The 25477-nt window shown below is 63.6% G+C and carries 15 protein-coding genes; 3 read left to right on the top strand and 12 right to left on the bottom strand.

All coding sequences use genetic code 11. The features are described 5' to 3' along the window. Positions 1-79 precede the first annotated feature (79 nt). The 4 genes from ACT6Q8_RS24995 to ACT6Q8_RS24980 are packed head-to-tail and all read right to left on the bottom strand — an operon-like array spanning position 80 to position 6034. Positions 80-1585 (bottom strand): tryptophan halogenase family protein, encoded by a 1506-nt coding sequence (locus ACT6Q8_RS24995; RefSeq protein ID WP_444735237.1) that lies wholly within the window; start codon positions 1583-1585, stop codon positions 80-82. Continuing rightward, positions 1582-3096 (bottom strand): tryptophan halogenase family protein, encoded by a 1515-nt coding sequence (locus tag ACT6Q8_RS24990; RefSeq protein ID WP_444735236.1) that lies wholly within the window; start codon positions 3094-3096, stop codon positions 1582-1584. Before ACT6Q8_RS24990 ends, ACT6Q8_RS24995 begins: the two co-directional genes overlap by 4 nt. Next, on the bottom strand, positions 3093-4526 hold the full coding sequence (locus tag ACT6Q8_RS24985; RefSeq protein ID WP_444735235.1) for a tryptophan 7-halogenase: 1434 nt from the start codon (positions 4524-4526) through the stop codon (positions 3093-3095). Before ACT6Q8_RS24985 ends, ACT6Q8_RS24990 begins: the two co-directional genes overlap by 4 nt. Beyond that, complete coding sequence (locus tag ACT6Q8_RS24980; RefSeq protein WP_444735234.1) at positions 4523-6034, bottom strand: tryptophan halogenase family protein; 1512 nt, start codon at positions 6032-6034, stop codon at positions 4523-4525. The genes ACT6Q8_RS24985 and ACT6Q8_RS24980 overlap by 4 nt, the downstream gene beginning before the upstream one ends. A gap of 247 nt (positions 6035-6281) precedes the next feature. Between ACT6Q8_RS24980 and ACT6Q8_RS24975 the strand changes: the two genes are divergently transcribed. Next, positions 6282-9671: a TonB-dependent receptor gene (locus ACT6Q8_RS24975; protein ID WP_444735233.1), complete on the top strand. Its 3390-nt coding sequence runs from the start codon at positions 6282-6284 to the stop codon at positions 9669-9671. Between the two features lie 101 nt (positions 9672-9772). Here ACT6Q8_RS24975 and ACT6Q8_RS24970 read toward each other — a convergent pair whose 3' ends face one another. From ACT6Q8_RS24970 to ACT6Q8_RS24935, 8 genes are all read right to left on the bottom strand, one after another. After that, positions 9773-10714 (bottom strand): alpha/beta hydrolase, encoded by a 942-nt coding sequence (locus ACT6Q8_RS24970; RefSeq protein WP_444735232.1) that lies wholly within the window; start codon positions 10712-10714, stop codon positions 9773-9775. A gap of 12 nt (positions 10715-10726) precedes the next feature. Then, a complete protein-coding gene (locus ACT6Q8_RS24965) occupies positions 10727-11851 on the bottom strand; it encodes an NAD(P)-dependent alcohol dehydrogenase (RefSeq protein ID WP_444735231.1) in 1125 nt (374 codons plus the stop codon). 13 nt (positions 11852-11864) lie between these two features. Continuing rightward, a complete protein-coding gene (locus ACT6Q8_RS24960; protein ID WP_444735230.1) occupies positions 11865-13331 on the bottom strand; it encodes an aldehyde dehydrogenase family protein in 1467 nt (488 codons plus the stop codon). A gap of 17 nt (positions 13332-13348) precedes the next feature. Beyond that, positions 13349-15793, bottom strand: coding sequence for a TonB-dependent receptor (locus ACT6Q8_RS24955; RefSeq protein ID WP_444735229.1), 2445 nt, complete (start codon positions 15791-15793; stop codon positions 13349-13351). A 117-nt stretch (positions 15794-15910) separates the two neighbouring features. After that, entirely contained in the window at positions 15911-16873 is a 963-nt protein-coding gene (locus ACT6Q8_RS24950; RefSeq protein ID WP_444735228.1) for an AraC-like ligand-binding domain-containing protein, read from the bottom strand. A 786-nt stretch (positions 16874-17659) separates the two neighbouring features. Then, positions 17660-20332 (bottom strand): glycoside hydrolase family 2 TIM barrel-domain containing protein, encoded by a 2673-nt coding sequence (locus ACT6Q8_RS24945; protein ID WP_444739457.1) that lies wholly within the window; start codon positions 20330-20332, stop codon positions 17660-17662. 47 nt (positions 20333-20379) lie between these two features. Next, the gene (locus ACT6Q8_RS24940; protein ID WP_444735248.1) at positions 20380-22659 is read right to left on the bottom strand and encodes a TonB-dependent receptor; all 2280 of its coding nucleotides are present in this window, start codon (positions 22657-22659) and stop codon (positions 20380-20382) included. A 399-nt stretch (positions 22660-23058) separates the two neighbouring features. Continuing rightward, positions 23059-23301, bottom strand: coding sequence for a hypothetical protein (locus ACT6Q8_RS24935; RefSeq protein ID WP_444735247.1), 243 nt, complete (start codon positions 23299-23301; stop codon positions 23059-23061). 58 nt (positions 23302-23359) lie between these two features. Here ACT6Q8_RS24935 and ACT6Q8_RS24930 point away from each other — a divergent pair, with 58 nt between their 5' ends. Both ACT6Q8_RS24930 and ACT6Q8_RS24925 read left to right on the top strand, forming a co-directional pair. Beyond that, the gene (locus tag ACT6Q8_RS24930) at positions 23360-24442 is read left to right on the top strand and encodes an efflux RND transporter periplasmic adaptor subunit (RefSeq protein WP_444735246.1); all 1083 of its coding nucleotides are present in this window, start codon (positions 23360-23362) and stop codon (positions 24440-24442) included. Continuing rightward, on the top strand, positions 24439-25477 hold a 1039-nt coding region (locus ACT6Q8_RS24925), incomplete at its 3' end, for an efflux RND transporter permease subunit (protein WP_444739456.1). The genes ACT6Q8_RS24930 and ACT6Q8_RS24925, both read left to right, overlap by 4 nt.

Genomic DNA, 25477 nt, shown 5'->3' with positions numbered 1-25477 from the left:
TTAAGGATCAAAAAACCTGATTTTGTATCTTAAAGGGGATGATAGGGGGATCGGGGCCGTGGGTCAACGGCCCCTGCCGTCAGGCCCCGCAATGCTGGCGGATGAAGTCGCGATGGGTGGGCATGTAATCGGCGGAATTGCTGATCGCGTCCTTGATATGGTCCAGCCGCGCCTTGGTTTCATCCAGGCTGAGGATGTTGGCCACGGGGTCGTAACCGCGCGGCACCATCAGCTGTCCCAGCATGACGGCGAACCAGCTGGTGTCGTTGAACAGTTCCTCATTCTCGCGGAAGGTCCGGCCATGGGCCATGAAGACATCCATCTTTTCCTGCAACCGCTCTGGCACCGGCATGGTGCGGCAATAGTTCCAGAAGGGGGTGTCGTCGCGTTCGGTGGCCTTGTAATGCAGGATCAGGAAGTCGCGGATTTCGGCATATTCGGTGGTCAGGATGCGGTTATAGCGGTCGCGCGTGACGGGATCGAAATCCAGATCCGGAAACATGGCCATCAGGCGCGACAGGCCCGACTGGATCAACCAGATCGAGGTTGATTCCAGCGGTTCCAGAAAGCCCGACGACAGGCCGATGGCGACCACATTCTTGTCCCACATCTTCCGCCGGTGCCCCGTCTGAAACGGCACGAAGCGCGGATCGGCCAGGGGCTTGCCATCCAGGTTGGAGAGCAGGAGCGACACCGCCTCATCATCGCTCATATATTCGGAGCAGAAGACATGGCCATTGCCGATCCGATGCTGCAGCGGGATGCGCCATTGCCAGCCGGCCTTGCGGGCCGTGGAGCGGGTATAGGGCGCCATGGCCTCTGTCCCCTCGCACGGCACGGCGACGGCGCGGTTGCAAGGCAGATGGTGGGACCAGTCGACATAACCGGCCTTCAAGGTGCCTTCGATCAAGAGGCCCCGGAAGCCGGAGCAGTCGATGAACAGGTCACCCTCCACCTTCGTGCCGTCGGCCAGCTCGACCGATTGCACAAAGCCGGTTTCCGGATGCTGATGCACCCGCACGATCTTTCCCTCCCGCCGCACCACGCCGCGCGCTTCGGCAAAGCTACGCAGGTAGCGGGCATAAAGCCCGGCGTCGAAATGGAAGGCATAGGCGATTTCCGACAAAGGCGAGCGACCGGCATTGATGGCGCGCATGAACTTGCCCCGCGCACTGGCCACGGCCTGCAAGGACCAATCCTCGATCCGGTCAACCAGCCCCGCCTGTTTCAGGCGCAGCCAGTAGGCGTGGAAGGACACACCCTCCATATGCAGGCCGATATGGCCGAACGGGTGGAAATAGGTATGGCCCTTGCGGCCCCAATCCACGAACTGGATGCCCAGCTTGAAGCTGCCCTTGGTTGCGCGCAGGAATTCATCCTCGTCAATGCCCAGCATGCGGTTGAAGGTCGCCATCTGGGGGATCGTCGCCTCGCCCACCCCGACGATCCCGATCTCATCGCTTTCGACCAGCGTGATCTCGGCATAGTCAGGGCCCAGGATGCGGGCGAAGGTCGCCGCACTCATCCACCCGGCGGTACCGCCGCCAACGATGGTGATGCGGCGGATACGGCGGTCGCTGCTCATGATTTCCTCGCGGGGACGTTGCGGGCCAGGAAGTCGCCATGGCCGGGCATGGCATCGGCGGCGCGGGCAAAGACGGTGCGCAGACGGTCAAGATTATGGCGGACAAGGCCGGGGTCAATGGTATCGACCAGCGGGTCCCAGCGTTCGGGGATCACCCCCTGGCCCAGCAGGACCGCGATCCAGCTATTCTCGCTGAACAGCTCATCCTCGAACCGGAACAGCCGGCCACAGGCGCGGAACAGGTCGATCTTCTGGCGCAGGCTGTCGGGGATATCCATCGAGGCCGCGCGCTGCCAGAAGGGCTCAACCCGGTCATTGGCGACATAGTGCAGGATGATGAAATCCCGCACCTGTTCGAACTGCATCGCAGACAGCCGGTTATAGGCGTCCTCATTGGCCGGGTTGAAGGAGCGGTCGGGGAACAGGGCCAGCAGCTTGGAAATGCCAGCCTGGATCAGGTGGATCGACGTGCTTTCCAGCGGTTCCAGAAAACCAGAGGCCAGACCCAGCGCCACGCAATTGCGGTTCCACATTTTCCGCCGGCGCCCGGTGGTGAAGCGCAGCGGGCGCGGATCGGCCAGGGCGGGGCCTTCCAGATTGGATAGCAGCGTATCGGCGGCCTGTTCGTCGCTCACAAACTGGCTGCAATAGACATAGCCATTGCCGGTACGGTGTTGCAGCGGGATGCGCCATTGCCAGCCGCCGTCGCGCGCGATGGCGCGGGTATAGGGTTTGGGCGGGCCGATATTGGCCGACGGCACCGCCAGCGCCCGGTCACAGGGCAGCCAGTGCGTCCAATCCTCATACCCGCTATTGAGCGCCCCTTCGATCAGCAGACCGCGGAAGCCGGAGCAATCGATAAACAGGTCGCCCTCCAGCCGCCGCCCATCGGTCAGCACCACCGCTTCGATGAACCCGTCCGTGGGGCGCAGCGGCACCGACGCCACCTTGCCCTCCAGCCGCCGCACGCCCCGCGCCTCGGCATAGCGGCGCAGATAGGCGGCATAAAGCCCGGCATCGAAATGATAGGCGTAGGTGATCTGGGACAGGACCGACGAAGGGTCCGGCACGGGCCGGGCGAATTTCTCCTTGTTCGCCATGGTGGCGCAGAGATTGTAATCGTCGATGCCGCTGGCCAGGCCTTGGGCGTGCAGCTTCAGCCAGAATTGGTGGAACTTCACCGCCTCCATATCAAAGCCGAAGGCCCCGAACGGGTGGAGGTAGCGCGGGCGCGCCGTGGTCCAGCCTTCGAACGCGATGCCCAGTTTCATGCTGCCCTGGGTCTGGGACACGAAGTCGTTTTCGTCCAGACCCAGCAGGGCGTTGAATTGCCGGATGGGCGGGATCGTCGCCTCGCCCACGCCGACGGTGCCGATCTCGTCGCTTTCCACCAGGGTGATGCGGGTGGCGCCATTGGCCGACAGGCGCGACAGGGCGGCGGCGGCCATCCAGCCGGCGGTGCCGCCGCCGACAATGACGATCTGACGGATCGGATCGGGGCTGCGCGTCATGGGGTCCCTCCCAGCAGCTGTGCCAAGGCCTGTGCATGGGGCGGCATTTCCTTTGCGGCATGCAGCAGCACACCGCGCAACCGCTCCAGATGCCCGATAACATCCGCATCCGACAGGGCATTGGCCTGCACATCGCCGCGCCGCGCCCGGATGCCGGCATTGTCCATCAGGTTGATCCAGTCGGGCCGGTCGAACATCTCGCCATCATAAAGCGGGATGCGTCCCCGGCTTTCATACATTGACAGCTTATGGGCCAGCGGTTCCGGCAGATCCATAGCGCGGGCCGCGTCCCAGAAGGGTTCGCCCGTCCTGCCATTAGCCTTGAACCGCAGGATCAGGAAATCACGCGCCCGCTCCGCCTCCTCCGCCGCTTGCCGGTTGAAGGAAGGGGCCTCCGGTCCGCTGCCGGGGGATACCGGATAATGCGACAGCAGGCGGTTGATGGCGGAGGTCAGCAGGGCAAGGGCCACGCCGCCGACCGGGTCCAGCAGACAGGCGGATGCACCCAGGAAGATGGTATTGCCATCCCAGGCCCGGTCCCGCCGCCCGCTGATGAAGCGGCCAGGGCCGCTGCCCAGCCGCGTCACAAAGGCGCCCCGGCGCAGGGGGATGCGGCGGGTCCAGCCGGCAGCATCGGCACTGTGCAGGGCATAGGGCGGGGGGGAGCCGTCGGCGGCTACCGGTTCCACCGCGAACCGGTCACAGGGCAGCCAGTGCCGCCAATCGTGCCAGTCGTTGCCGGGGTCGGCCAGCAGGGCACGTGGCCCCGTGGCGTCAATGAACAGATCGCCCGTCACCTCCCTATCATCGGCCAGGACCAGGGCCGCCACCTTTCCCACCCCATCCCGCCGCACATGCGACAGCGGGGCAGGGGACAGGCGGGCGCCGGCGGCCAGCGCCTGGGCCTTGGCCAGTTCCGTCAGACCGCGCAGATCGGCAAAGCCGCCGGGGGCCAGGGTGGACAGGACCGAACGCGGATCGGGCGACGGCAGGGCGAAACGTTCGGCCTGTGCGGCCAGGGTTGCCAGCGAATAATCCGTCATCCGCACCTGGACACCCGCCGCGCGGGCCCGCCAGATCAGATGATGGAAGGCGACACCCTTCAGGTCCGCCCCCGTCTGTCCGAATGGCAGGAAGCTGACGGTGCCCGGCCCGTCCCAGCCCTGGAAGGCGGTGCCCAGGCTGAACCCGCCGCCACCGGCGCGCAGGATGTCTGCCGGATTGACGCCCAGCAGGGTCGCCAGCCCCTCCACCCCGCCGGGCAGCAGCGGCGCGGCGGGGCCGAACGGGTCCAGACTGTCATCGGCGCCGGGCACGGGGACAATCGTCACCGACCCGCCGCGCCCCGCATGATTGCGGGCGATGGCAGCCGCCGCCAGCCAGCCGACAATCCCGGCCCCGGCAATGACAATATCGTGCAGCGGCTTCATGCCGGCACCTGCGCCTTGTAGCGGGACAGGATGTCACTATGGGCGGGCATGCTGGACGCCGCACGACGGCAATTTTCCGCCTCTATCGCGATCAGCCGGTCGATCTCCGCATCGGGCACCAGGGCGGCGCGCGGGTCCACATGGGTCGGCAGGATATTCTGACCCAGATAGACAGCGATCCAGCTGGGTTCCAGGAACATGCCGTCGCGGTACAGGGTCACGATGCCGCGTTCCTTGAACAGGTCCATCTTGGTGGCCAAGCTGTCAGGGATGGCCATGGTGCGGCAATGGTTCCAGAAGGGGGTATCGTCGCGCTGGGTCGCCACATAATGCAGGATGATGAAATCCCGCACCCGTTCATATTCCAGATCCATCAGCCGGTTGAACTCCACCGCGTCCAGCGGGTCCATGTCCCGGCTGGTGGGGAACAGGTCCAGCAGCCGGCCGATGCCCAGCTGGATCAGGTGGATCGACGTGCTTTCCAGCGGTTCCAGGAACCCTGCCGACAGGCCGATGGCCACGACATTGCCCACCCATTGCCGCTTGCGCTTGCCCGTGGTGAAGCGCAGGCGGCGGGGGGCGGCCTGAGGCGGGTGGTCCAACTGGGCCAGCAGCGCCTGTTCGGCGGCGTCATCCGTGATAAAGCCGCTGCAATAGACATGGCCGTTGCCGGCCCGGTGCTGCAACGGGATGCGCCACATCCAGCCGGCATCGCGTGCGGTCGCGCGGGTATAGGGGGCAGGGGGACCGTCATTGGCGCAGGGCACCGCCACCGCCCGGTCGCAGGGCAGGAAATGCGTCCAATCCTCATACCCCGTCTTCAACGCCCCCTCGATGATCAGGCCGCGAAAGCCCGAGCAGTCGATGAACAGGTCGGCCTCGATTCGCTCCCCGTTTTCCATGGTCACGGCCTCGACATGGCCGTCGGTGCTCAACGACACGTCGCGCACCTTGCCCTCCGTCCGCACCACGCCCCGCGCCTCCGCATATGACCGCAGATAGGCGGCATAAAGCCCGGCATCGAACTGATAGGCATAGGAGAAGGTGGAGAAGAAGCTGGACGGGTCGGGCGACGGGTGGCCGAAACGGCCCAGGCGAGCCGCCTGGATGGGCAGCGACACGGCATCCAGCCCGCCCGCCGGCACGCGGCCCGTGCGGCGCGCGCGGGTCCAGTGATGATGGAAGGGCACACCGCCAATATCGCGGCCAAAGGCGGCGAAGGGATGGATATAGGCATCGCCCTTGCGGCCCCAGTCCCGGAACTCAATCCCCAGCTTGAAGGTGGCCTCGGTGCGCGACATGAAGTCGGCCTCGTCAAAGCCCAGACTGGCGTTGAAATGCCGGATATGGGGCACCGTCGCCTCGCCCACACCCACGGTCCCGATCTCTGCGGATTCGACAAGCCGGATGGAAACGCCGGTACCGGCCAGCTTCGCTGACAGCGCTGCCGCTGTCATCCATCCCGCCGTGCCACCCCCCACGATGAGGGCGGATACTGGAGATTGCATATTTATAATATTTGTTTTCATTATTCCTCCCGTTACTCGGAATGTTAACGCTCACGTCTGTGGACCGTCAATGTGCGTGCGCCGCGACGGGCCTTTTGCTGCAACGCAATAACAGCAAACGCTTTTTTGTTAGCCTTAACATAACAACGCTTGACGTTAGGGCAGGTCCTGACTACCAATTATTCTTGTTCAAAGCGCAAATCTAAAAATGCTAGCGCTAACATGGGAGGAAATGGGGATGGGTGTAATGGATCGCCCCCGTAAGGGGTTGCGGCAGCGTCACGTCTTTGGCCGGACGCTGCAAGGCGGGGTTTCCATCGCGGCCTTGTGCGCCATTGCGACGGTTCTGCCGGCACAAGCCCAGCAGTTACAAAATGATACGCCCGTGGGTGGGCAGGCCCCGGCACCGGTGGCTTCTTCTGTTACCGGAAATGACAGCGCTGTTCTGGTGGCTCAGGCGGCCACGCCGGCCGCCGATGGCTCGTTGGAAGAGATCATCGTCACGGGCTTCCGCAAGTCGCTGCAAAGCGCGCAGGACATCAAACAGAACGCCGACAGCATCGTCGACAGCGTGACCGCCGAAGATATCGGCGCGTTGCCCGACCGTTCGGTGACCGAGGCGTTGCAGCGTATCCCCGGCGTCTCCATCAACCGGTTCGCCGCCGGTATCGACCCTGACCATTTCTCGGTCGAAGGGTCGGGCGTGGTGGTGCGCGGCCTGACCTATGTCCGGTCCGAATTCAACGGTCGTGAGGCGTTCAGCGCCAATAACGGCCGTGCGCTTGGCTTTGCCGACGTGCCGTCCGAACTGATGGGCGGCGTGGACGTGTTCAAGTCGCCGACCGCCGACCGTATCGAAGGCGGCATCGCCGGCGTCGTGAACCTGCGCACCCGCAAACCGTTCGACAGTGCCGAGCGCATGCTGGCCGCGTCCGCCGAAATGTCCTATGGCGATTTCGTGAAGAAGACGGCGCCCACCGGCTCCATCCTCTATTCCGACCGCTGGGATACCAAGATCGGTGAGATCGGCCTGCTGGGCAGCGCCGTCGGTTCGCAACTGAAGACCCGCGCCGACCGTTTCCAGTTGTCCAGCTTCCGCGTCCGCAATCTCTATTCCAATGGCGACGTGGTCCAGAACCCCGACGGACAGACGCCTGCCACCATCACCGATCAGGTCCTGTTCCCGCGCGGCGCGGTGGTCGGCACGCAGGAATTCGACCGTCAGCGTTATGGCTATGCCGGTGCCGCGCAGTGGCGCAGCCCCGACAATTCGATGGAAGCCGTGTTCACCTTCCTGCGGTCCGACAGCCGTCAGGCCTGGACCGAACATGCCGTCGAAATCGCGACCGACAACGTTGCCAACAATGGCGACAGCCGCCGCGTTCCGGGCACCACGCTGGAATTCGACAGCTCCGGCATGTTTGAAAGCGGCGTGATCACCGGCCCCAATGGCTGGCGCGCCGATCAGAATACCGGTTCGGCCCGCGTGCCGATCAGCGGCCTGCAGAGCAACAATATCCGCCGTGACCATGATGAAAAGCTGGTCACCGACGATTACGGCTTCAATTTCCGCTGGGACGTGTCGGAGAATCTGGGCGTCAATTTCGACTATCAGCATGTGAAGTCGAAGACCTGGATCATGGATAATGGTCTGTGGACGTCGAGCTATCAGGATGTCGCCATCGACATGAATGGTGGCAAGGGCTATCCCACGGTCGAATTCCGGGCACCGCAGGTCTGCTCCGGTCCGGCCCAGAATTATACGACGGGCTGCTCCGGTGCGATCGGCACGGCCAACAATCCCAGCTATTTCGGGCCTGGCCACACGACCTTCGCCGACCCGTACAATGCCTTCTACCGCTCGGCCATGGACCATATCGAAGACAGCGACGGCAATTCCGACGCCGCCCGCATCGACTTCGATTACAAGATGGAAGATAGCAGCTTCTTCAAGTCGGTGCAGGCCGGTTACCGCTATGCCGACCGCCGTCAGACGGCGCGTTTCTCCACCTATAACTGGGGTCGTCTGTCCGAACAGTGGGGCAATGACGGTCCGGTCTGGCTGACCGATCCGGTGGATAACACTGTCGGCGGCACCGGCGGTACGGCCCCCACCCAGTTCGAGAACTTCACCTATCCGAAATTCTTCCGCGGCAAGTTCCCCGATCCGCTGCTGGGTCAGGGCCGAGTGTTCTATTCGGGCAATTCGGTGAAGGATTATCAGGCCTATATCGCCTATGCCGGCGCCATTAACCGCGAATGGGAACCCACCGTGACGGGTGCCGATGGCGTGGTGCGCAATGGCGGCTGGAACGCGCTTGGCAACCGGGCAGGCGTTGTCGCCGGTACGCCCTTCCTGCCGGGTGAAATCAACCCGATCCGGGAAGAGAATAATGCCGGCTACCTGCTGACCAAGTTCGATACGGACTTCAAGAATGGCTGGAACCTGAGCGGTAATGTCGGTGTCCGTTACACGACGACCGACCGTACTGCGGATGGCTTCCTTGCCTTCCCGACGCCCAGCTCCGCGTTCCCCACGGATGCGGCCTGTACCGAGGCCATCACGGAGGCCGCCACCAGCGGTCAGGCCATCCCGGCCTTCTGTACCTTCACGCCGGCGGTGCGGGCACAGGCGCGCGCCTATACCAACAACGCCCTGACGCCCAGCAGCGTGAAGATCAACTATGATTACTGGTTGCCCAACCTGAACATGAAGCTGACCGTCGATGACGGGGTGCAGTTCCGTGCGTCCTATTTCAAGGGCGTGGCGCCGCCATCCACCGGCCTGACGCGTAATTTCTTCAACGTCAACCTGAACACGATCCAGAATGTCGATGCCAATGGCAACGCCATTGTCGGCAGCTACCGCCTGCAGGGTGAATTCAACGCCGGCAACCCGTATCTGCGTCCCACCACCGCCGACAATTATGACCTGACGGCGGAATGGTACTTCTCCAATGTCGGTCAGCTGACGGGTTCGCTGTTCTACAAGCGCCTGAAGGGCGTGTTGACCAACAGCACGGTCCGTTACCCGCTGACCAACAATGGCGTCACCTTCGACAGCATCGTGACCACCCCGGTCAATGCAGAGGAAGACGGCAAGATCAAGGGCTTCGAAATCGCCTATCAGCAGACCTACGATTTCCTGCCCAGTGTCTTCTCCGGTCTGGGTCTGCAGGCCAACTATACCTATGTCGACAGCAAGGGCGTGCCGCAAAGCACCCTGTCGGAAACCGACCCGGATGTGGGTGCGGGCCGTGTGACGACGGTGGACATGACCAAGCTGCCCTTGCAGGGCCTGTCGAAGCATCAGTTCAACATCACGCCCTTCTGGGATTACGGCCCGATCTCCGCTCGCGTCTCTTATTCCTGGCGGTCGGATTTCGTGCTGACGATCCGCGACGTGATCTTCCCGTACGATCCGATCATCAATGAATCGGGCGGGCAGTGGGATGCGTCGTTCTTCTACAGCTTCAACGACAACTTCAAGTTCGGCGTTCAGGGCGCCAATCTGCTGAACCAGGTCACCAAGACCTCGGCGGTGGTGACGGGTCCGGATGGCGAGAATGTGAAGGTGCCGCGCGGCTGGTACATGAACGACCGCCGTATCACGGCTGTGGCCCGCTTCACCTACTGATCCTCTTACTTCTCTCCTCAAGGCCTTGGGCGCTGTCGTTCTGCGACAGCGCCCATTTTTTTGGCCGTGACACCCCGGTGATCAGACCGGCCCCCGCCGCATCATTCAGCCATCTGGCGGCACCATGTGGCTGCCTCCGACAGCAGGGGCTGTACCGCCGGCGTTACGCCGGTCATGTGGATGAAGGCGTGGATCAGTGACGGGCAGGGCCGGTGGGTGACCGCCACGCCGTCGCCCGACAGTCGGGCGGCAAGGGCCTGGCCTTCATCCCCCAGCGGGTCGAAGCCGGCGGTCAGCAGCATGACGGGCGGGCAATGGCCCATCGCCCCACGATCCAGGAAATTGTAACGGGCATCGCCGCGCCGCGCATGGTCGGGCAGGGCCATGGCGGCGAAGGCCTGTATCGACCGTTCGGTCAGCAGATAATCACGGCCCAGCCGCGCGCGGCCCGGAAAGTCCCGCACAAAGGACACGACCGGATAGAACATCAGGACACCGGCGATATGGGGGCTGTCGACGGGTGCATCCAATGCGGTGGCCAGCGCGAGGCTGGCACCGGCGGAATCCCCGGCGATGATCACCCGGTCCGGGTCCAGATCCCAGGAACGGCCCTCGCGCCCAATCTGGGCCAGGATGGACAGGGCGTCGTCATAGGCCGCCGGCAAGGGATGTTCGGGCGCCAGACGGTATGTGGCGGCCAGCACCGGCAGGCCCGACAGGGTGGCCAGCCGGCGGCACGCCATCTCGTGACTGTCCAGCCCGCCCGCCACGAACCCGCCGCCATGGAAATAGAGGATGGCCGGGGCCGGCCCCTCTCGCCCGCCTGCCGGACGATAAAGCCGCCCTTCCAGCGGGCCACCCGCCCCGGTCAGCGACAATGTCTGCACCGTCAGGGGATCGGCGGGGGGCGGCCCTTCCATCATGCGGCAATTTTCCGTCATGACAGCCCGGATCACGCCAACCGGCAGGTCCCCCATATCCGGCTGTCCCAGGCCATTGATATGCGCCAGCATGCCGGCGATTGCCGGGTCAAGCTCGGTCATGGTGTCCCCCTGTTATAAGGTTGGCATCGGGGTGCCGGGCATCAGGATGATCGGCTTGATCACCTGTCCGCGCTCCGACGCCTCAACTGCCTTATTGATCTCTGCCAGCGAATAGAAGTGCACCAGCCGGTCAAAGGGCAGGTGGCCGTCGCGGTAGAGGTCCACCAGCCAGGGGATGAAGGTTTCGGGATCGGCATCCCCCTCCACCACCCCGCGCAGGCGGCGACCGCCGCTCAACAGATGGCCGCCATCGACGGCGATGTCCTGCCCATGGGCGATGGCACCCACCACGGCGCATTCACCCATGGGGGCCAGCATCAGGATGCCGCTGCGGATGACATCGGCCCGCGCGGTCGTGTCGATGCTGTAATCGACGCCCACCCTTTGAGTCAGGGCCAGGATGGCGGCGACGGTATCGGTGCCGGCGGGATCAATCACATCCGTGGCGCCCAGCGACAGGGCCATGTCGCGGCGGGCCGGTTGCGGATCGATGGCGATGATGCGTCCGGCCCCCACCATTTTGGCCGCCATGATGGCGGACAGGCCCACGGTGCCGGCGCCTAAGACCACCACGCTTTGCCCGGCCCGTATCTTCAGGGCGTTGGTGACGGTGCCCACCCCCGTCATCACGCCACAGGCCAGCGGCCCCAGCAGGGCGGTGGGCACATCGTCCTGCACCTTCACGACATTGCGTTCATGCGCCAGGGCATGGGTGGCAAAGCTGGACTGGCCGAAAATATTACCATGGATGGGGGTGCCATCCTGTGACAGGCCGCTGCTGCCATCCAGGCGGGACCCGAAGAAATTGCGGGGAAAGAACTCCCGGCAATAAGACGGGGTGGCGCCGGCGCAGGCCGGGCAGGTGCCGCAGGTGTTGAAGCTGATCACCACCGCATCGCCGGCTTTGACCTTGCGCACCCCGGCCCCCACCGCCTCCACGATGCCGGCGCCTTCATGGCCCAACACCACGGGCTGCGGCACCGGCAGCAGCCGGTCACGCATCACCATGTCGGTATGGCAGATGCCAGTGGCCAGGATGCGGACCCGCACCTCCCCCGGCAGAGGGTCTTCGATATCAAGCTGTTCCAGGGTGAACGGGCCGCCCGTCTGGCGGGTCACCGCTGCCGTGATCTTCATGATGGGCACCCTTTCAGAACGGATAGGCGGGCGGGCGTGTCTTCACCGTGGACCAGCGCCAGGTGGAGAACTCATCCCAATTGGCGGGGCCGCTGATGCGTCCGCCATTGCCGGACAGGCCGAAGCCGCCAAACGGGGCCGAAGGATCGGCCAGCACCGTCTGGTCATTCACATGCAGATGGCCGACCCGCAACTGAGCGGCCACGGCCCTGGCCCGTGACAGGTCGGCGCCGATGACGGCACCGGCCAGACCATAGGCGGTAGCATTGGCCAGCCACACCGCCTCTGCATCGTCCTGAAACGTCGTGATGACCGCGACGGGGCCGAACAGTTCCTCATTGAAGGCCGGCATGCCGGGGCGCACATCGGCCAGGACGGTGGGCGCATAGAAACGGTCATCAATGCGCCCGCCGGCCAGCAGCTTCGCGCCCGCCTTCACACTGTCCTGAACGATATTGTCCAGCCGCTGCACCTGCTGCGGCGTGATCAAGGGACCCAGCGCCACATCGGGGTTCAGGTGCGGGTCGCCCACGGGCAATCGTCTGGCCTTCTCCACCAGCCGGTCCGTCACCGCGTCGGCGATCCCCTGCTGCAACAGGATACGGCCAGTGGCCATGCAGATCTGGCCTTGATGCAGCCAGGCACCCCAGGCGGCGTTGGCGGCGGCCAGGTCGGGATCGGCATCGTCCAGCACGATCAGCGGGTTCTTGCCGCCCAGTTCCAGCTGCACCTTCTTCAGGTTCTCCCCGCACAGCGCACCGACGCGTCGCCCGGCCCGGGTGGAGCCGGTGAAGGACACCATGGCGACGGCCGGATTGGTGCACAGTTCCTCCCCCGCCTCCGCATGACCGGGCAGGACATGCAGCAGGCCGGGCGGTAACCCTGCGGCTTCGAACAGTTTGGCGATGATCAGGCCGCCCGACACCGGCGTGCGCGGATCGGGCTTCAGCAGGACCGCGTTGCCGGCGGCCAGCGCCGGGGCCACGGCCCGTAGCGACAGAACCAGCGGGAAGTTAAAGGGGGAGATGACGCCAACCACCCCCAGCGGTACCCGTTCGGCAACGCTGTCCGTGCCCGGATCGGCGGGCAGGACATGGCCGCGCGGTTCCATGGCCTGGGCCGCCGCATGCTCGATAAAGCCGACGGCATGGTCCGGTTCCAGCCGCGCCTTGGCCTGGATCGACCCGCCTTCACGCACCAGCCATCCCGCCACCTCGTCCCGGTGTTGGCGCAGCAGGTCGGCGGCCCGGCGCAGGATGGTGGCCCGCGCACCGGGATGCAGTGCGGCCCAGGCCGGTTGCGCCTGCACCGCCCGTTCTGCCGCTGCCGCCACTTCTGCGGCACCGGCCAGACCGACGCTGACCAGAGGCTTGCCCGTCGCCGGTTCCATGACGGGCAGGGGGCCGGCACCGGGGCGCCAGCCGCTGCTGTACAGCAGCCCGTGCCAATCCTGACCCATCAGGGATGTGTTGTCCGCCATCGTTACGTCCCTCCGGATCACCCGCGTACGCGCAGGGTCAGGAACCATTCGCGCGGCCGCGAATAGGTGCCCGTGGTGTTGCCGATGCTGCTGTTGGTCAGGCCGGTGACCAGATAGCGCTTGTCGGTGGCGTTGCGCACGCCGGTCAGGATCTGCCAGTTGCTGTCGTCGGGGCGGTATTCGGCGGCCAGATTGATGACCCCGTAACCGCCCTGGACCAGTTCGGGCGTGTTGGTGGCATCCTTGGCCTGGGCGCTTTTATAGACATAGTCGGCGCGCAAGGTGCCGGTGCCAGCTTCGCCCAGCCCGACCTCATAGGCGCCACCGACATTGAAGGTCCAGTCGGGCGTATTCACGAACTTGTCGTCCAGGCTGATGGTCGATCCGGCTTCCAGCTTGCGGTATTCGGCATCCAGATAGCCCAGGGCGGCGTTCAGGGTGAAGGCGCTGGTCACAGCCGCCTCGGCCTCCAGCTCAAACCCCTTGATGCGGCCGGTGCCGGCATTCTCGAACGTCGGCGAGATGCCGCGCTGTACCACCACCTGAATGTTCTTATAGTCGGTCCAGAACATGGCACCGTTCAGGCGCAGACGCCGGTCGAACAGTTCGGACTTGATGCCCGCCTCGTAGGTGTCAGCCGTTTCGGGCTCAAAATCAGGCGCGATACCGGTCGGCTCCGGCGCTGTCAGGCGGGTGGTCCAGCCGCCGGACTTGAAGCCCTGCGCATAGGACGCATAGGCCAGGACATCATCGGTCAGCTTATATTCAGCCCCCAGCCGCACCGAACTGTCGGTGAATTTCTTGTGGTTCACACCCAGCGGATAGACGCGGGTCAGGTCCGTCTGGTCGGGATAGAAGGCGGCGGGGAAGCCCATTTTCAGGGCGAAGCTGTTCAAATCCTGCTGCCGTCCCTCGAACCGCTTCTTCTCCTCCGTATATCGCGCGCCGAAGGTCAGGCCGATCCGCTCGGTCAGCTGGAAGTTATTGTGGGTGAACAGGGCCCAGGCGACATTGCGGAAATCATTGGGGCCATAGACCTGCACCAGCCCTTCGACAAAGGGGACGGTGTCCAGCAGGCTGCCAGTTTCCTTGAAATAATAGGCACCGACCACCGATTTCAGGCGGTCATCAAAGCCGGAATAGGTGAATTGCAGCTCCTGCGACACCTGTTCCTGCTGCATGTTGAAGGAGGTGTCGGAGATGACGAAGGGCGCGCCGCCATTTTCCACGCCGAAGGCGCTGTCCAGATTGCGATAGGCGGTGATCGACTTGAAGCCCAGCGCCTCGTTCAAGGACCAGTCCAGGGTCGCCGACAAGCCATAGGTATTGACGATGGAATAGTTGCTGCCCCGCGCATAGGAGGTGTCGATATCGCCGGTGACATAGCGGTTGTCATAGGGCAGTCGGTTATTCGACGGGTCGGCATCGACATTCACCCCGGCCAGGCCCGTGCCCACGGTGCCGCGCGGCCCGCAGGCCGCCCCCAGACCGATGCCGGCCAGAACGGCGGGCGGCAGGCTGATACAAGCATTATAGACGGACGCGATGGACTGGCTGGCCGGATCGGTGATGGTGCCCAACAGGGTGCTTGGCGCCGCCTGTTCATTGGCCCAGGAGGCATCGCCGGCCAGAACCAGCTTCACATCCTGGTTCGGCGTGAAGGCCAGCTTGGCCCGCAGGGTGCGGACATTCTCATTACCCTGCCGGTCGCCGCCGGGCGGGCGCGAGGTGATGAAACGGCCCGTGTCAGTGACAAACCGTTCAGCGCCGGGAAACGGGATACGCTTCTGGTAGCCGTCGCGTTCCTTCGACGAGAAGGAGACGGACGCCGCCAGCTTCTCCTCGATCAGCGGCACATTGACGGTGCCGCGCGCATCCAACCGGTGGAAGCTGCCGGTGGTCATCTCCGCCTTGTATTTAAATTCATCGGTCGGATCGGCGGTGACCACGGACAGGGCGCCGCCGATGGTGTTGCGCCCGAACAGGGTACCTTGCGGCCCCTTCAGCACCTCCACCCGCTCAATATCCAGCAAATCGACGGCGGCGCCCACGGTGCGGGCGAAATAGACGCCATCGACATAAAGACCGACGCCCGGTTCCATGTTGAAGGCAAAGTCGTTCTGCCCGATGCCGCGCACGAAGGCCGAAACGATGGTGGAGGAACCCGCGAAGGGCGAGGCCTGATCGATCTGGATATTGGGGGCGAAATCGGTGACCTGCGTGACATTGGTCAGGCCCTTGGCCTCCAGCGCATCGGCGCTCAACGCCGTGATGGCGATGGGTACTTCCTGGAGATTTTCGGCCCGCTTCTGGGCGGTGACGATAATCTCTTCCAGCGTGGCGATGCCGGTATTATCCTGTGCCTGGGCGGCACAGGCCAGCCCCAGAAACGATACGGTAAACGGCAAAGCGGAAACGCATGCCTTCAACAGCGCGGATGCCGCGCGCCTGCTGCCCTTCATGATGTACCTCCCAGTACGAGGCGCCTTTGTTATTGGCGCTAATTGTACTGTGATATAATCATTTGCCGAGCAGGGCTGCTTGACCGGGACGGCAGGGAAACTTGGTCAGAACGGCAATCACGCCACCGCGAACGGGTCTTGGCGATAATCGCGCGGGCTGCGTCCGAACCGGGCCTTGAAGGCGCGGGAGAAATGGCTGGCATCATTGAAGCCGCAGGCAAAGGCCAGTTCCGTCACGCTGCGCCCGGCATGGCGGGGATCATGCAGCTGCCGGGCGCATTCCTCCAGCCGGCGGCGCAGGATATAGGCGGTCAGGCCCTCGCCATCGCCGGCCAGAAGCAGGCGCAGATAGCGGGGTGACAGGCCCAGGGCGGCGGCGACAGCGGCGGGGCTGAGTTCCGGATCGAACAGATGTGCTTCGACATGGCGGCGGATGCGGGCGCGGTGGCCGTCAGCCAGCGCCCCATCCTCCGCCCCGGCGCCAAACTGCATATGGCAGGCGGTGGCGAACAGGTCCAGGATGGTGGCACCCAGCCTGTCCCCCACCGGATGCGACAGACCGTCACCGCCATCGGCCTGTTCCCAAACCTCCGTCACCAGAGTACGAACCATCCGCATGGGCCCCGCCGCCCCCTGCAATCGCCGTCCCAGCAGGCCTTGCGGTGCCACGACCCGGCGGCGCAGTTCAGAGGCCGGAATACCCAGGATCAGGGTGCGCGACGGGCCGGACAGGCCCAGATCATAGGGCGCCGCCGTATCGCACAGCACCATGTCGCCCGGTTCCAGCCAGCCTTCGCGCCCGTCCTGCACCGCGTGCATGCGGCCATCAAGCTGTGTGTGCAGGAAATAGAGATGCTCACCGGCGGCGGCAACGCCATGGCGGCGGATGATGCGGGCAGGGGCCGAAACGGCATGCGCAATGGACAGGCTGCCCAGCCCGGTACTGCGGATATGATTGTCGAATTCCCCCGGCACGTCCGGTTCCACATCCAGATCCGTGAAGACGGAGGACAGCACCTGTTTCAGGTAATCGATCTTGGCGCGTGGCGATGGCAGGCCACAGGTGGAGAAACGTTGCATAGGCTTCCCTTGACCTTTGCGCCGAGCCTATCACAGAAAAATCCAATCACCATCAGCTTATGGATGGCCCCTGCACCGTGTCCGGCAACAATCCCTAACCATCTGATTATAAAGAAGAGTCGTACTTCAAAATAGAATCCACCCGCGTACACATAAAAAAATCGATAACTTTCATTATGGAAATTATTACCGACTGAAGATCGCGTGTGTTCCACAGGGGGCCGTGCCTCCCGCGGATATAGGGGTCACGACATAGAAGGGGCGAAAAACCACGCCGCCATTGTCAACCAAAGACAGCTAGTTATTGTTTTGCATGAGATTAAGTGAGATTCTGATGGGTGACCCAGAGGGATTTCCATGTCCGCTGAGCTTGGTATTCTTTCTCGCATCCGGACGCTTGCCGACGGGTGGCCGCGTTTTAGGTTGATGATCGCTGCCGCCGGCTGCTGGAGGCTATGGTCTGGCCGCGGGGGCGCCTTTGCCAGGTGGGTGGCTGCCGCGGCTTATTTCCATTGAGAATTGACCCATGTGACCCTTCCTCCTGCGCGTTGAGCGACGGGGGGCACAAGAGTGATCGACATGGGACTTTTGAATATCGTCCGTCGTTTGTCCTTGCGGGAGAAAATCCTTCCCGCTACGTCCGGGGTCAGTCGTCTTCCCCAAACAATGCGGAGCCATCTTTGCCCATTGGGCGTCGGTCAGCATCAAGCGTTCCATCAGCAGCTTGAATCACACTCAACCTCATCATCGAACCCTAAATCTCAACAGACCCTAGGCCGCTTCGACCTACATCGCTTCCACCGCGATGGCCGAAACGATGGCCTGTCCCTTGACCGGGGTGAATTGCAGAACGAGCTTTCCACCCGTTACCTTGACCTTGAAATCCCGCGTCACCATCGTCATCGGCGCCCCGGCAAGGGCGGCGACATCCAGGGAACGTAGCTTCTTTTCACCATTGGCAATGACATCGAACTGCCGTTCCCCCGCCGCCGCCGCGGGTTCAATGAAGGACAGGGTGACCCGATAGGTGCCGTCGGCCACCGGCAGGCGGTAGGTGAAATCCCCTTCGCGATAGGTGGAGATCAGCATCGTATCGGCGGTGCCATGCACTTCCTTGCGGGGGCGGGGCGGACCATAGCCGCTGGCCGGCTGCACGCTGCCCGCCGTCCCGCCGGTGAAGAAGGCATCCGACCCGAACCGCCCTCCCCCACTCTGCGCCGCGACCAGGGCGCCGCTGTCGATCCGGAAGGCGCGCGTGGAACCGGCTTCCAGGGTCCAGTTCACGCTATCCCTGACCGGGCCGTCCGCGAAAAGCCCGACGGCGGTCACCGCGTTGCTGCCCTGATCCAATTGCACATTCTCCCAGATGCAGATCTTCTGGGGGCAGTCCTTGCGTACACCCAACGTCCGCCCATTCAACTGAAGCTCCGTCGCCGGGGCGTTGCTGTAGACGCGGACATGCGTGACCGGGTAGGCCCGGTTCACATAGCGGCGACCGGTGATATGGACGGTGGGGGCCGGGTTCCAGTTGGCCTTGTAGAAGAAGAACGCGTCCTTCTTGACCTTGCGGTCATAGGTAACGAGGCCCTTGGTATTGATATCCTGGGCGTCGCCCTCCTTGCGGACCAGCGTCGCAAAGTCGAACGCGTTCCACAGCCAGGTCGCCCAAAGGTCCTTCCGCGCGTCCAGGATTGCCCAGCTTTCCTCATGGAAATAGCTGAGATATTCCTCCGGCTGGTCACGACCGCGCGCATCCACGGGGCCGCCCATCACATCGTCGGTATGGATCGTCACCGCCCCGCCGGCGCCATATTCGGTAATGGAAAGCGGCTGATCGGGCCGGGCAGCGCGAAGGGCCGCGATGTTCGAGCCAAGTTGGGACGGCTTGCCGTAATACCAGCCGAAATAGCGGTTGGCCCCGCCTAAGTCCGCTTCATTCGCCACGATGGGAATTTCCGCGTCGCCGAACATGCCGCCTTCACAGCAGGTAGCCAGCACCGTGGGACGGCTGGGGTCGGTGGCAGCACTCAACGCGCGCAGTTCCCGCAACAAGGGGGCGGGGTCGGAACCGGACGTGATGCCGATGAAGGGCGCCACCGGCGTGGACCCGAAATCCACCTCATTGGCGATGCCCCAGGTGACGACGGCGGCATGGTTCTGGTTCTGCTTGATCAGTTCCTGCAATTGCTGGCGCGCATTGGCAATCAAGCCCTCCGTCGCCACCATCTTGCCGGGCGGTGTCCAGGCGGACACAAGCGGGATTTCATCCCACAGGATCAGCCCATATCTATCGGCCAGTTCATGGATGGTGGGGCCATGCTGGTAATGGGTCAGCCGGATGGTGTTGGCCCCCATCTCCCGGATGATCTCGACATCTTTGGCGATGTCTGCCTCTTCCATGGCCCAGCCCTTGCCTTCAAGGTCCTGATGCAGGCCGACGCCATGCAGGCGGACCGGCTTGCCATTCAGGATAAGGCCCTGGGCGGCATCGACCCGAACTTCGCGGATGCCGAACTTCTGTGTCACGCGGTCCAGGACACGGCCCCGCGCATCCTGAAATTCGACGACCAGATCGTGAAGATAGGGATCGGCCGTGCCTTGCCACAGCCGGGCATTGGTCACCGACAAGGGCTGATCCAGCTTGGCCGTGCTGCCGGGGGCCAGATTGACGCTCTGCGTCCCTTCCGCCACCGTCCGACCGTCGGCGTCAACCAGCCTCGTGACAATCTTGACCTTGGCCTTGCGGGTGCCGCTGTTGCGCGCGTGAATGGCGACCTGCACCTGCGCGCTGGTCCCATCCACGGCCTTGGTCGTGGCATAGATGCCGGGGCCACCATGGTCCAGCATTTCGGCATGGATATCGCCGGTCGCGATCAAGGCCACCTTGCGATAGATACCGCCATGGACAAAGAAGTCACCGGCCAGGGGCAGGATGTCGGCGGTGCTGCTGCCGGGGGCTGGCTTGCTGTTATCCGCCTTCACGACCAGCAGATTGGTGGCACCCGGCCTCAAGGCCGCCGTGGCATCAAGCCGGAAACGGGAGAAGCCGCCCTCATGACGGCCCAGATACTGGCCGTTCAGCCAGATCTCCGCCCGCCGGCTGACCGCATCGAATTGCAGCCATGCCCGCCTGCCCTTGAAATCACCCGACGGTGTGAAGGACAGGCGATACCAACCCGTGCCCTGGGTCTTGTTGATCGTGTCGGGCGTGTTCACACGGTCAGGTGATGGGGTCGTGTAATAGCCGACACGGTTCCAGGTGTGGGGCACGGCGACCGGTGCCCACTCGCCGTCCGGGAAATCCACCCGTTCGGCAGATGCCGCATCCCCCAGATGAAAACGCCACCCGTCCTTCAAATCCATCGTGATCCGGGGTTCCGCCCCCTGGGCAAACGCCCCGGCGGGGGCACCCAGGACAAGGGACATGGCGACGGCAGTGGCGAGCAGGTGGCGCTTCATGGGGACAGCTTTCGTCAGTTGGGTCCGGTCGCGGGCAATGACGCGGGTCAGTATTTCACAGAGAACCGGGCTCCCATATAGCGGCTGGCATCCCGCGCCCGGCGGCCGCGCAGGTCGATCACCGTTGACGGGTTCGGGTAGGGGTTGGCGATCAAGCCGTTGGTCAGGTCATTCATGCTGGAGAAATAGTGCTTATCGAACAGGTTACGGACAAACAGCGTCAGACGATAGCGGCCCTGCTCCTTATCCTCGAAAGCCACGCTGACATTGGTGATGCCATAGGCATCCTGCACCGTGTTGGGATTGCCCCGCAGGTCGAAATTGACCTTGCTCTGCCAGCTGTAACTGGCATTGACGAAGCCCGTCACGGGCAGATCGCCCAACGGCACCTCCAGGTCGGCGCCAACATTGAATTTCCATTCCGGCGAGTTGGCCAGACGGTGGCCCGCCAGATCCTGGGCGCGGCCACCCGTGGCGCGGGGCGTGCAGCCGAGTGCCACCGTCTGCCCGAAATAGCATTCGGCATTGGGGAAGGCGCGGATGGTTGCATCGGTATAGGCGACGCTGCCATTCAGGGTCAGCATCTCGGTTGCCAGCACGGAGCCTTCGGCCTCCACACCCTTGGTGCGCAGTTTGCCGACATTGGCCAGGAACAGGCTGCCACCGAACTCCGCCACCTGTGACTGCGCCTGGAAATCATCATAATCGGTCAGGAAGCCCGTCAGGCTCAGGCTGGCACGACGGTCCAGGAACCGGCCCTTGAGACCCAGTTCATAGCTGTTGGAGGTTTCCGGACGGACCGGGTTGCGGGCCGGATTGGTGGGCGTGGAGAAGGAGGATGTCAGGTCGTAGGCCTGCCCCTTGTAACCGCGGGAATAGGTGGCAAACGCCATCACATCCTGGGCCAGGTCCTGCTGGATACCGGCCCTGCCGGTGACGACCGTGTCATTGGCCGATCCGCTGGTGTTGAAGGGCGGGTTGCCGCCCGCATTGTTATAGCGGTCATAGACGAAGCTGATATTTTCCCGGCCCCAGCGCAGCCCGGCGATGAGCTTGGTGCCCGGCGTAACGGTGTAATCGGCCTGACCGAACATGGCATAGGCCTCCGACCCAGCCTCACCCCGCCAATCGCCGGGCTGCGCCGGACCTGTGCGGGTGAAGCGCCGGGTGAAGGTATTGTCGGCATAGTAGAGGCCGGCGACATATTGCAGAACGCCCGATGCGGGGGAGGTCAGGCGCAACTCGTTGCTGAACGTGTCGCCACGGAAGAAGCCGAACTGCATCAGGCCGTTCGGCTGGCCCAGCAGCGGCCCCGTGGCGCCATCGAAGTCTGAGCTGTCGGTGGCGAAATAATGGTTGCGGGCGGTGATGTTGGTAAGAGTGTGCTCGCCCAGGTAAACATTCACCTTCAGGCTGCCGCCATAATCCTTGGCATCCGACACAGGCTCCGGATCGAGGCGAGCCGTGAAGTTATTGACGCCAGGCGTGATGCCCTCCAGCTGCGTATTGGTGGGAACGCCGAACAGGTTGCGGATACCGGGCGTCTTGCGGATCGAGACATATTCGCAGCAATCGGCCTCGGTCTTGGCGTAATGGCCGGACAGGGTCACATCAAAGCTCTCGGACGGTTCCCAGAGGAACTTGGCCCGGTAATTCTCGCTGTCGCGGCCATTGATCATCCGACCGGTGACCAGATTGCGGATATTGCCATCATATCGACCGATGGCGGCACTGGCCCGGAAACTCAGCCCCTCGGCCAGCGGTCCGGACAGGCCGGCGGAATAGCGTTGCTCATCATCATCGGTAACCATGATTTCCGCCGAACCGGTGAACGTGTCCGTCGGCGCCTTGGTGGTGATGTTGATGACGCCCGCCGACGCGGCCTTGCCGAACAAGGTGCTTTGGGGCCCGCGCAGGATTTCAATCCGCTCGATATCCTGCAAATCGTTGAAACCCTGGCCGGACAGGCCGGCGGCGACGTCATCGATGACCACCAGGACGCTGGCCTCAACCCCGATGGAGAAGGCGGACGTGCCGATACCGCGCAGGATGACGGAATTGTTGTTCTGGTCGCCCCCCTGGGTCACGGTCAGGCTCGGCGAAAGCTGCGTCAGGTCCTGCAACCTGCTGCCACCGACAGCGGCCAGGGCATCGGCACCAATCACACTCATCGCCACGGGCACATCCTGTGCGCTCTGCGCGCGCTTCTGCGCAGTGACGACAATCTCCTCCAACACAAGTGCGGAACCAACCGTTGCCTCTTGCGCCATTGCCGGTGCAGCGAACCCCAGAATGGCCAGGGTAGAGCACATCATCGAACGGGTCATTTATTCACTCCCTCACATCTTTATTGTTGGAGGATGGCGATTGCATCCACATTGGAGACAGCACAGCGGGTACATGCCTGTGAGGGCACGCCCATCAGCGAAAGCATGGGATCTTTAGGTTCGCAAATTTACGGTTGATCAGCCTGCGATGAGCATCCTTGGTCCATCGCAACCTTCTTGGAAACCATCAACTGGCATTACCAATAAGGCCCAATATCCCCAGCCGTCAAGGAGGTGGGATCAGCCGGGAGCAGCGTCAGGGGGTCGTGACATCAGTATGACGCCCCCCAGGCGATGCCGTCTCAACCCAATGATTTATCTGAATTTTTTACGCTCTCGTCTCAGGGGTTTTTGGAAGCATCGCCTGCGCCGATAGAAGGTATCGGGAATTAGGCGATATCAGGCGGCTTTACCTTTCTCTGAAACTACCAAAAGCCAGGGGAGCAGCAGCGCCGCGGCGCATTGAGGCTTCCGGTTCAGACGGGCCACAACAAGCCTAAAGTGGTCATATCTTTCTAAAATTGGCATGACCATTTTTTCGATTTGAACAAGATTCATTCCTCTGTGATGGAGAGCACGGCGGACAGGCTGGAATGGGCTTAATTCCTTGCCCCAACTTGCAGCGATCAAGGCGCGCGCCATATTGCGGCGCACCAAACAGGGGGTTTGGTGCGCCTGTTTGTCTATGGGGGGTTAGGGAATGAATCGTCGGTCCGTCATTATCGCGGCCGTCATCTTGGCTGTATCCGTGCTCTGGGTGCTGTCGGGTGTGGTATTTGGGGACCGCAAGGCCCCCGAACAGACAGCACAGGCCCCGGGCAGCAAGCCCCCCGCCCTCCAGGCGAGCGTGCAGGTGCGCCGCCAGTCGGCGGAGATGATGCAGGCGGCCCTGTCCATTCCGGGCCAGACGGAGGCGTTCCGCAAGGTCTCCCTGCGGGCCGAGGTGGCGGGACCGGTGGAAACCATCCTGGCGGAGCGTGGCGCCACCCTGCGCGCCGGTCAGCCCGTGCTGCGCATCGCCGCCAGGGCGCGGCGCGAACGGCTGGACGAGGCGACGGCCCGGCTGGCCCAGCGCCGGATCGAGTTTGAGGCGGCCAGCAGCCTGCAGGCGAAGGGCTTTCAGTCACAAATCCGCCTGGCCGAAACCAAATCCCTGTTCGAGGCGGCAGAGGCCGAACAGCGTCAGGCAGCCCTGGATGTGGCGCACCTGGAGGTGAAATCCCCCATCGATGGCGTTCTGGAAACGCGCGAGGCGGAGGTGGGCAGCTTCATGGAGGTGAACGGCGTGGTCGGCACCATCGTGGATCTGGACCCGATCCGCGTGGTGGCCAATGCCACCGAACGCGACGTGACGCAGCTGCGCCCCGGCATGAAGGGCAGCGCCCGGCTTCTGGACGGCACCGCGCTGGACGGCACCATCACCTATGTCGCGGCCAGTGCGGAGCCCAACACCCGCACCTTCCGGGTGGAGCTGGAGGTGCCCAATCCGGGCAACCGCATCCGCGACGGCCTGACCGCCTCCCTGTCCCTGCCGATGGCGGAGACCAAGGCACATCGCGTGTCGCCCGGCATCCTGACCCTGGCCGATAATGGCACCGTGGGCGTGAAGCTGGTGGAGGCCGATGGCACCGCCCGCTTCGCCCCGGTGCAGCTGCTAGGCAATGCGCCCGATGGCGGGGTCTGGCTGGGCGGCCTGCCCGACATCATCACCTTGGTGACGGTGGGCCAGGACTTCATCACCCACGGCCAGAAGGTCACCACCGTCATGGAGAAAGCACCATGAGCGGCATCATCAACTGGGCCCTGGCCCATGCCCGTACCGTGATGCTGACCCTGTGCTTCCTGCTGGTGGCCGGCACGATCAGCTTTGTCAGCATACCGAAGGAAAGCTCGCCCGATATCAACATCCCCCTGATCTATGTCTCCATGTCCTATACCGGCATCAGCCCGGAGGACAGCGAACGGCTGCTGCTGCGCCCGGTCGAGCTGGAGGTCCGGACCATCGAGGGGATCAAGGAGATGCGCTCCACCGCCTATCAGGGCGGCGGCAACATCGTGCTTGAATTCTCCGCCGGGTTCGATGCCGACCAAGCTCTTGCAGACGTGCGGGAAAAGGTCGATATCGCGCGCGCCGAACTGCCCGACGGGGTGGAGGAGCCGCGGATCTCCGAGGTCAATTTCTCCCTGTTCCCCGTCGTGTCCGTCGTCCTGTCGGGCGATGTGCCCGAACGCACCCTGATGCATCTGGCGCGTGAGCTGCGCGACCGGGTGGAGGGCATCGACAGCGTCCTTTCGGCCACCATCCGCGGCAACCGCGAGGAGTTGGTGGAAATCATCGTCGATCCGGTGAAGGTGGAAAGCTACGGCCTGGACGCCACCCAGATTGCCCAGCTTTTCTCCCGCTCCAACCGGCTGGTGGCGGCGGGCAGCCTGGATACCGGCCAGGGCCGGTTTGCCGTGAAGGTGCCGGGCCTGTTCGAGACGGTGGAAGACATCTGGAACATGCCCATCAAGGTGCAGGGCGACGCCGTCGTCCGGTTCCGCGACATCGCGGAAATCCGCCGCACCTTCAAGGATGCCGAAAGCTATGCCCGCCTGGATGGCGACCGCGCGGTCGCGCTGGACGTGTCCAAGCGCACGGGCGAGAACATCATCGATACGATTGAGCGGGTGCGCGCCGTCGTGGCCGCCGAACAGGCCTATTGGCCCGCCAATGTCGTGGTCAGCTATACCGGCGATCAGTCGGGCGACATCAAGATGATGTTGAACGATCTGGGCAACAATCTGGCCATCACGGTGCTGCTGGTGATGGTCATTG

This window comes from Niveispirillum sp. (genome assembly GCF_052437035.1).
GTDB lineage: Bacteria > Pseudomonadota > Alphaproteobacteria > Azospirillales > Azospirillaceae > Niveispirillum.
The sequence above is the reverse complement of the archived record's forward strand: the minus strand, read 5'-3'. Positions and strand labels throughout refer to the sequence as shown.

Excerpts from the sequence above, each read along its gene's own strand:
- ACT6Q8_RS24995 (WP_444735237.1), bottom strand. The coding sequence starts at position 1,585 with ATGAGCAGCGACCGCCGTATCCGCCGCATCACCATCGTTGGCGGCGGT.
- ACT6Q8_RS24990 (WP_444735236.1), bottom strand. The coding sequence starts at position 3,096 with ATGACGCGCAGCCCCGATCCGATCCGTCAGATCGTCATTGTCGGCGGC.
- ACT6Q8_RS24985 (WP_444735235.1), bottom strand. The coding sequence starts at position 4,526 with ATGAAGCCGCTGCACGATATTGTCATTGCCGGGGCCGGGATTGTCGGC.
- ACT6Q8_RS24980 (WP_444735234.1), bottom strand. The coding sequence starts at position 6,034 with ATGCAATCTCCAGTATCCGCCCTCATCGTGGGGGGTGGCACGGCGGGA.
- ACT6Q8_RS24975 (WP_444735233.1), top strand. The coding sequence starts at position 6,282 with ATGGATCGCCCCCGTAAGGGGTTGCGGCAGCGTCACGTCTTTGGCCGG.
- ACT6Q8_RS24970 (WP_444735232.1), bottom strand. The coding sequence starts at position 10,714 with ATGACCGAGCTTGACCCGGCAATCGCCGGCATGCTGGCGCATATCAAT.
- ACT6Q8_RS24965 (WP_444735231.1), bottom strand. The coding sequence starts at position 11,851 with ATGAAGATCACGGCAGCGGTGACCCGCCAGACGGGCGGCCCGTTCACC.
- ACT6Q8_RS24960 (WP_444735230.1), bottom strand. The coding sequence starts at position 13,331 with ATGGCGGACAACACATCCCTGATGGGTCAGGATTGGCACGGGCTGCTG.
- ACT6Q8_RS24955 (WP_444735229.1), bottom strand. The coding sequence starts at position 15,793 with ATGAAGGGCAGCAGGCGCGCGGCATCCGCGCTGTTGAAGGCATGCGTT.
- ACT6Q8_RS24950 (WP_444735228.1), bottom strand. The coding sequence starts at position 16,873 with ATGCAACGTTTCTCCACCTGTGGCCTGCCATCGCCACGCGCCAAGATC.
- ACT6Q8_RS24945 (WP_444739457.1), bottom strand. The coding sequence starts at position 20,332 with ATGAAGCGCCACCTGCTCGCCACTGCCGTCGCCATGTCCCTTGTCCTG.
- ACT6Q8_RS24940 (WP_444735248.1), bottom strand. The coding sequence starts at position 22,659 with ATGACCCGTTCGATGATGTGCTCTACCCTGGCCATTCTGGGGTTCGCT.
- ACT6Q8_RS24935 (WP_444735247.1), bottom strand. The coding sequence starts at position 23,301 with ATGGCGCGCGCCTTGATCGCTGCAAGTTGGGGCAAGGAATTAAGCCCA.
- ACT6Q8_RS24930 (WP_444735246.1), top strand. The coding sequence starts at position 23,360 with ATGAATCGTCGGTCCGTCATTATCGCGGCCGTCATCTTGGCTGTATCC.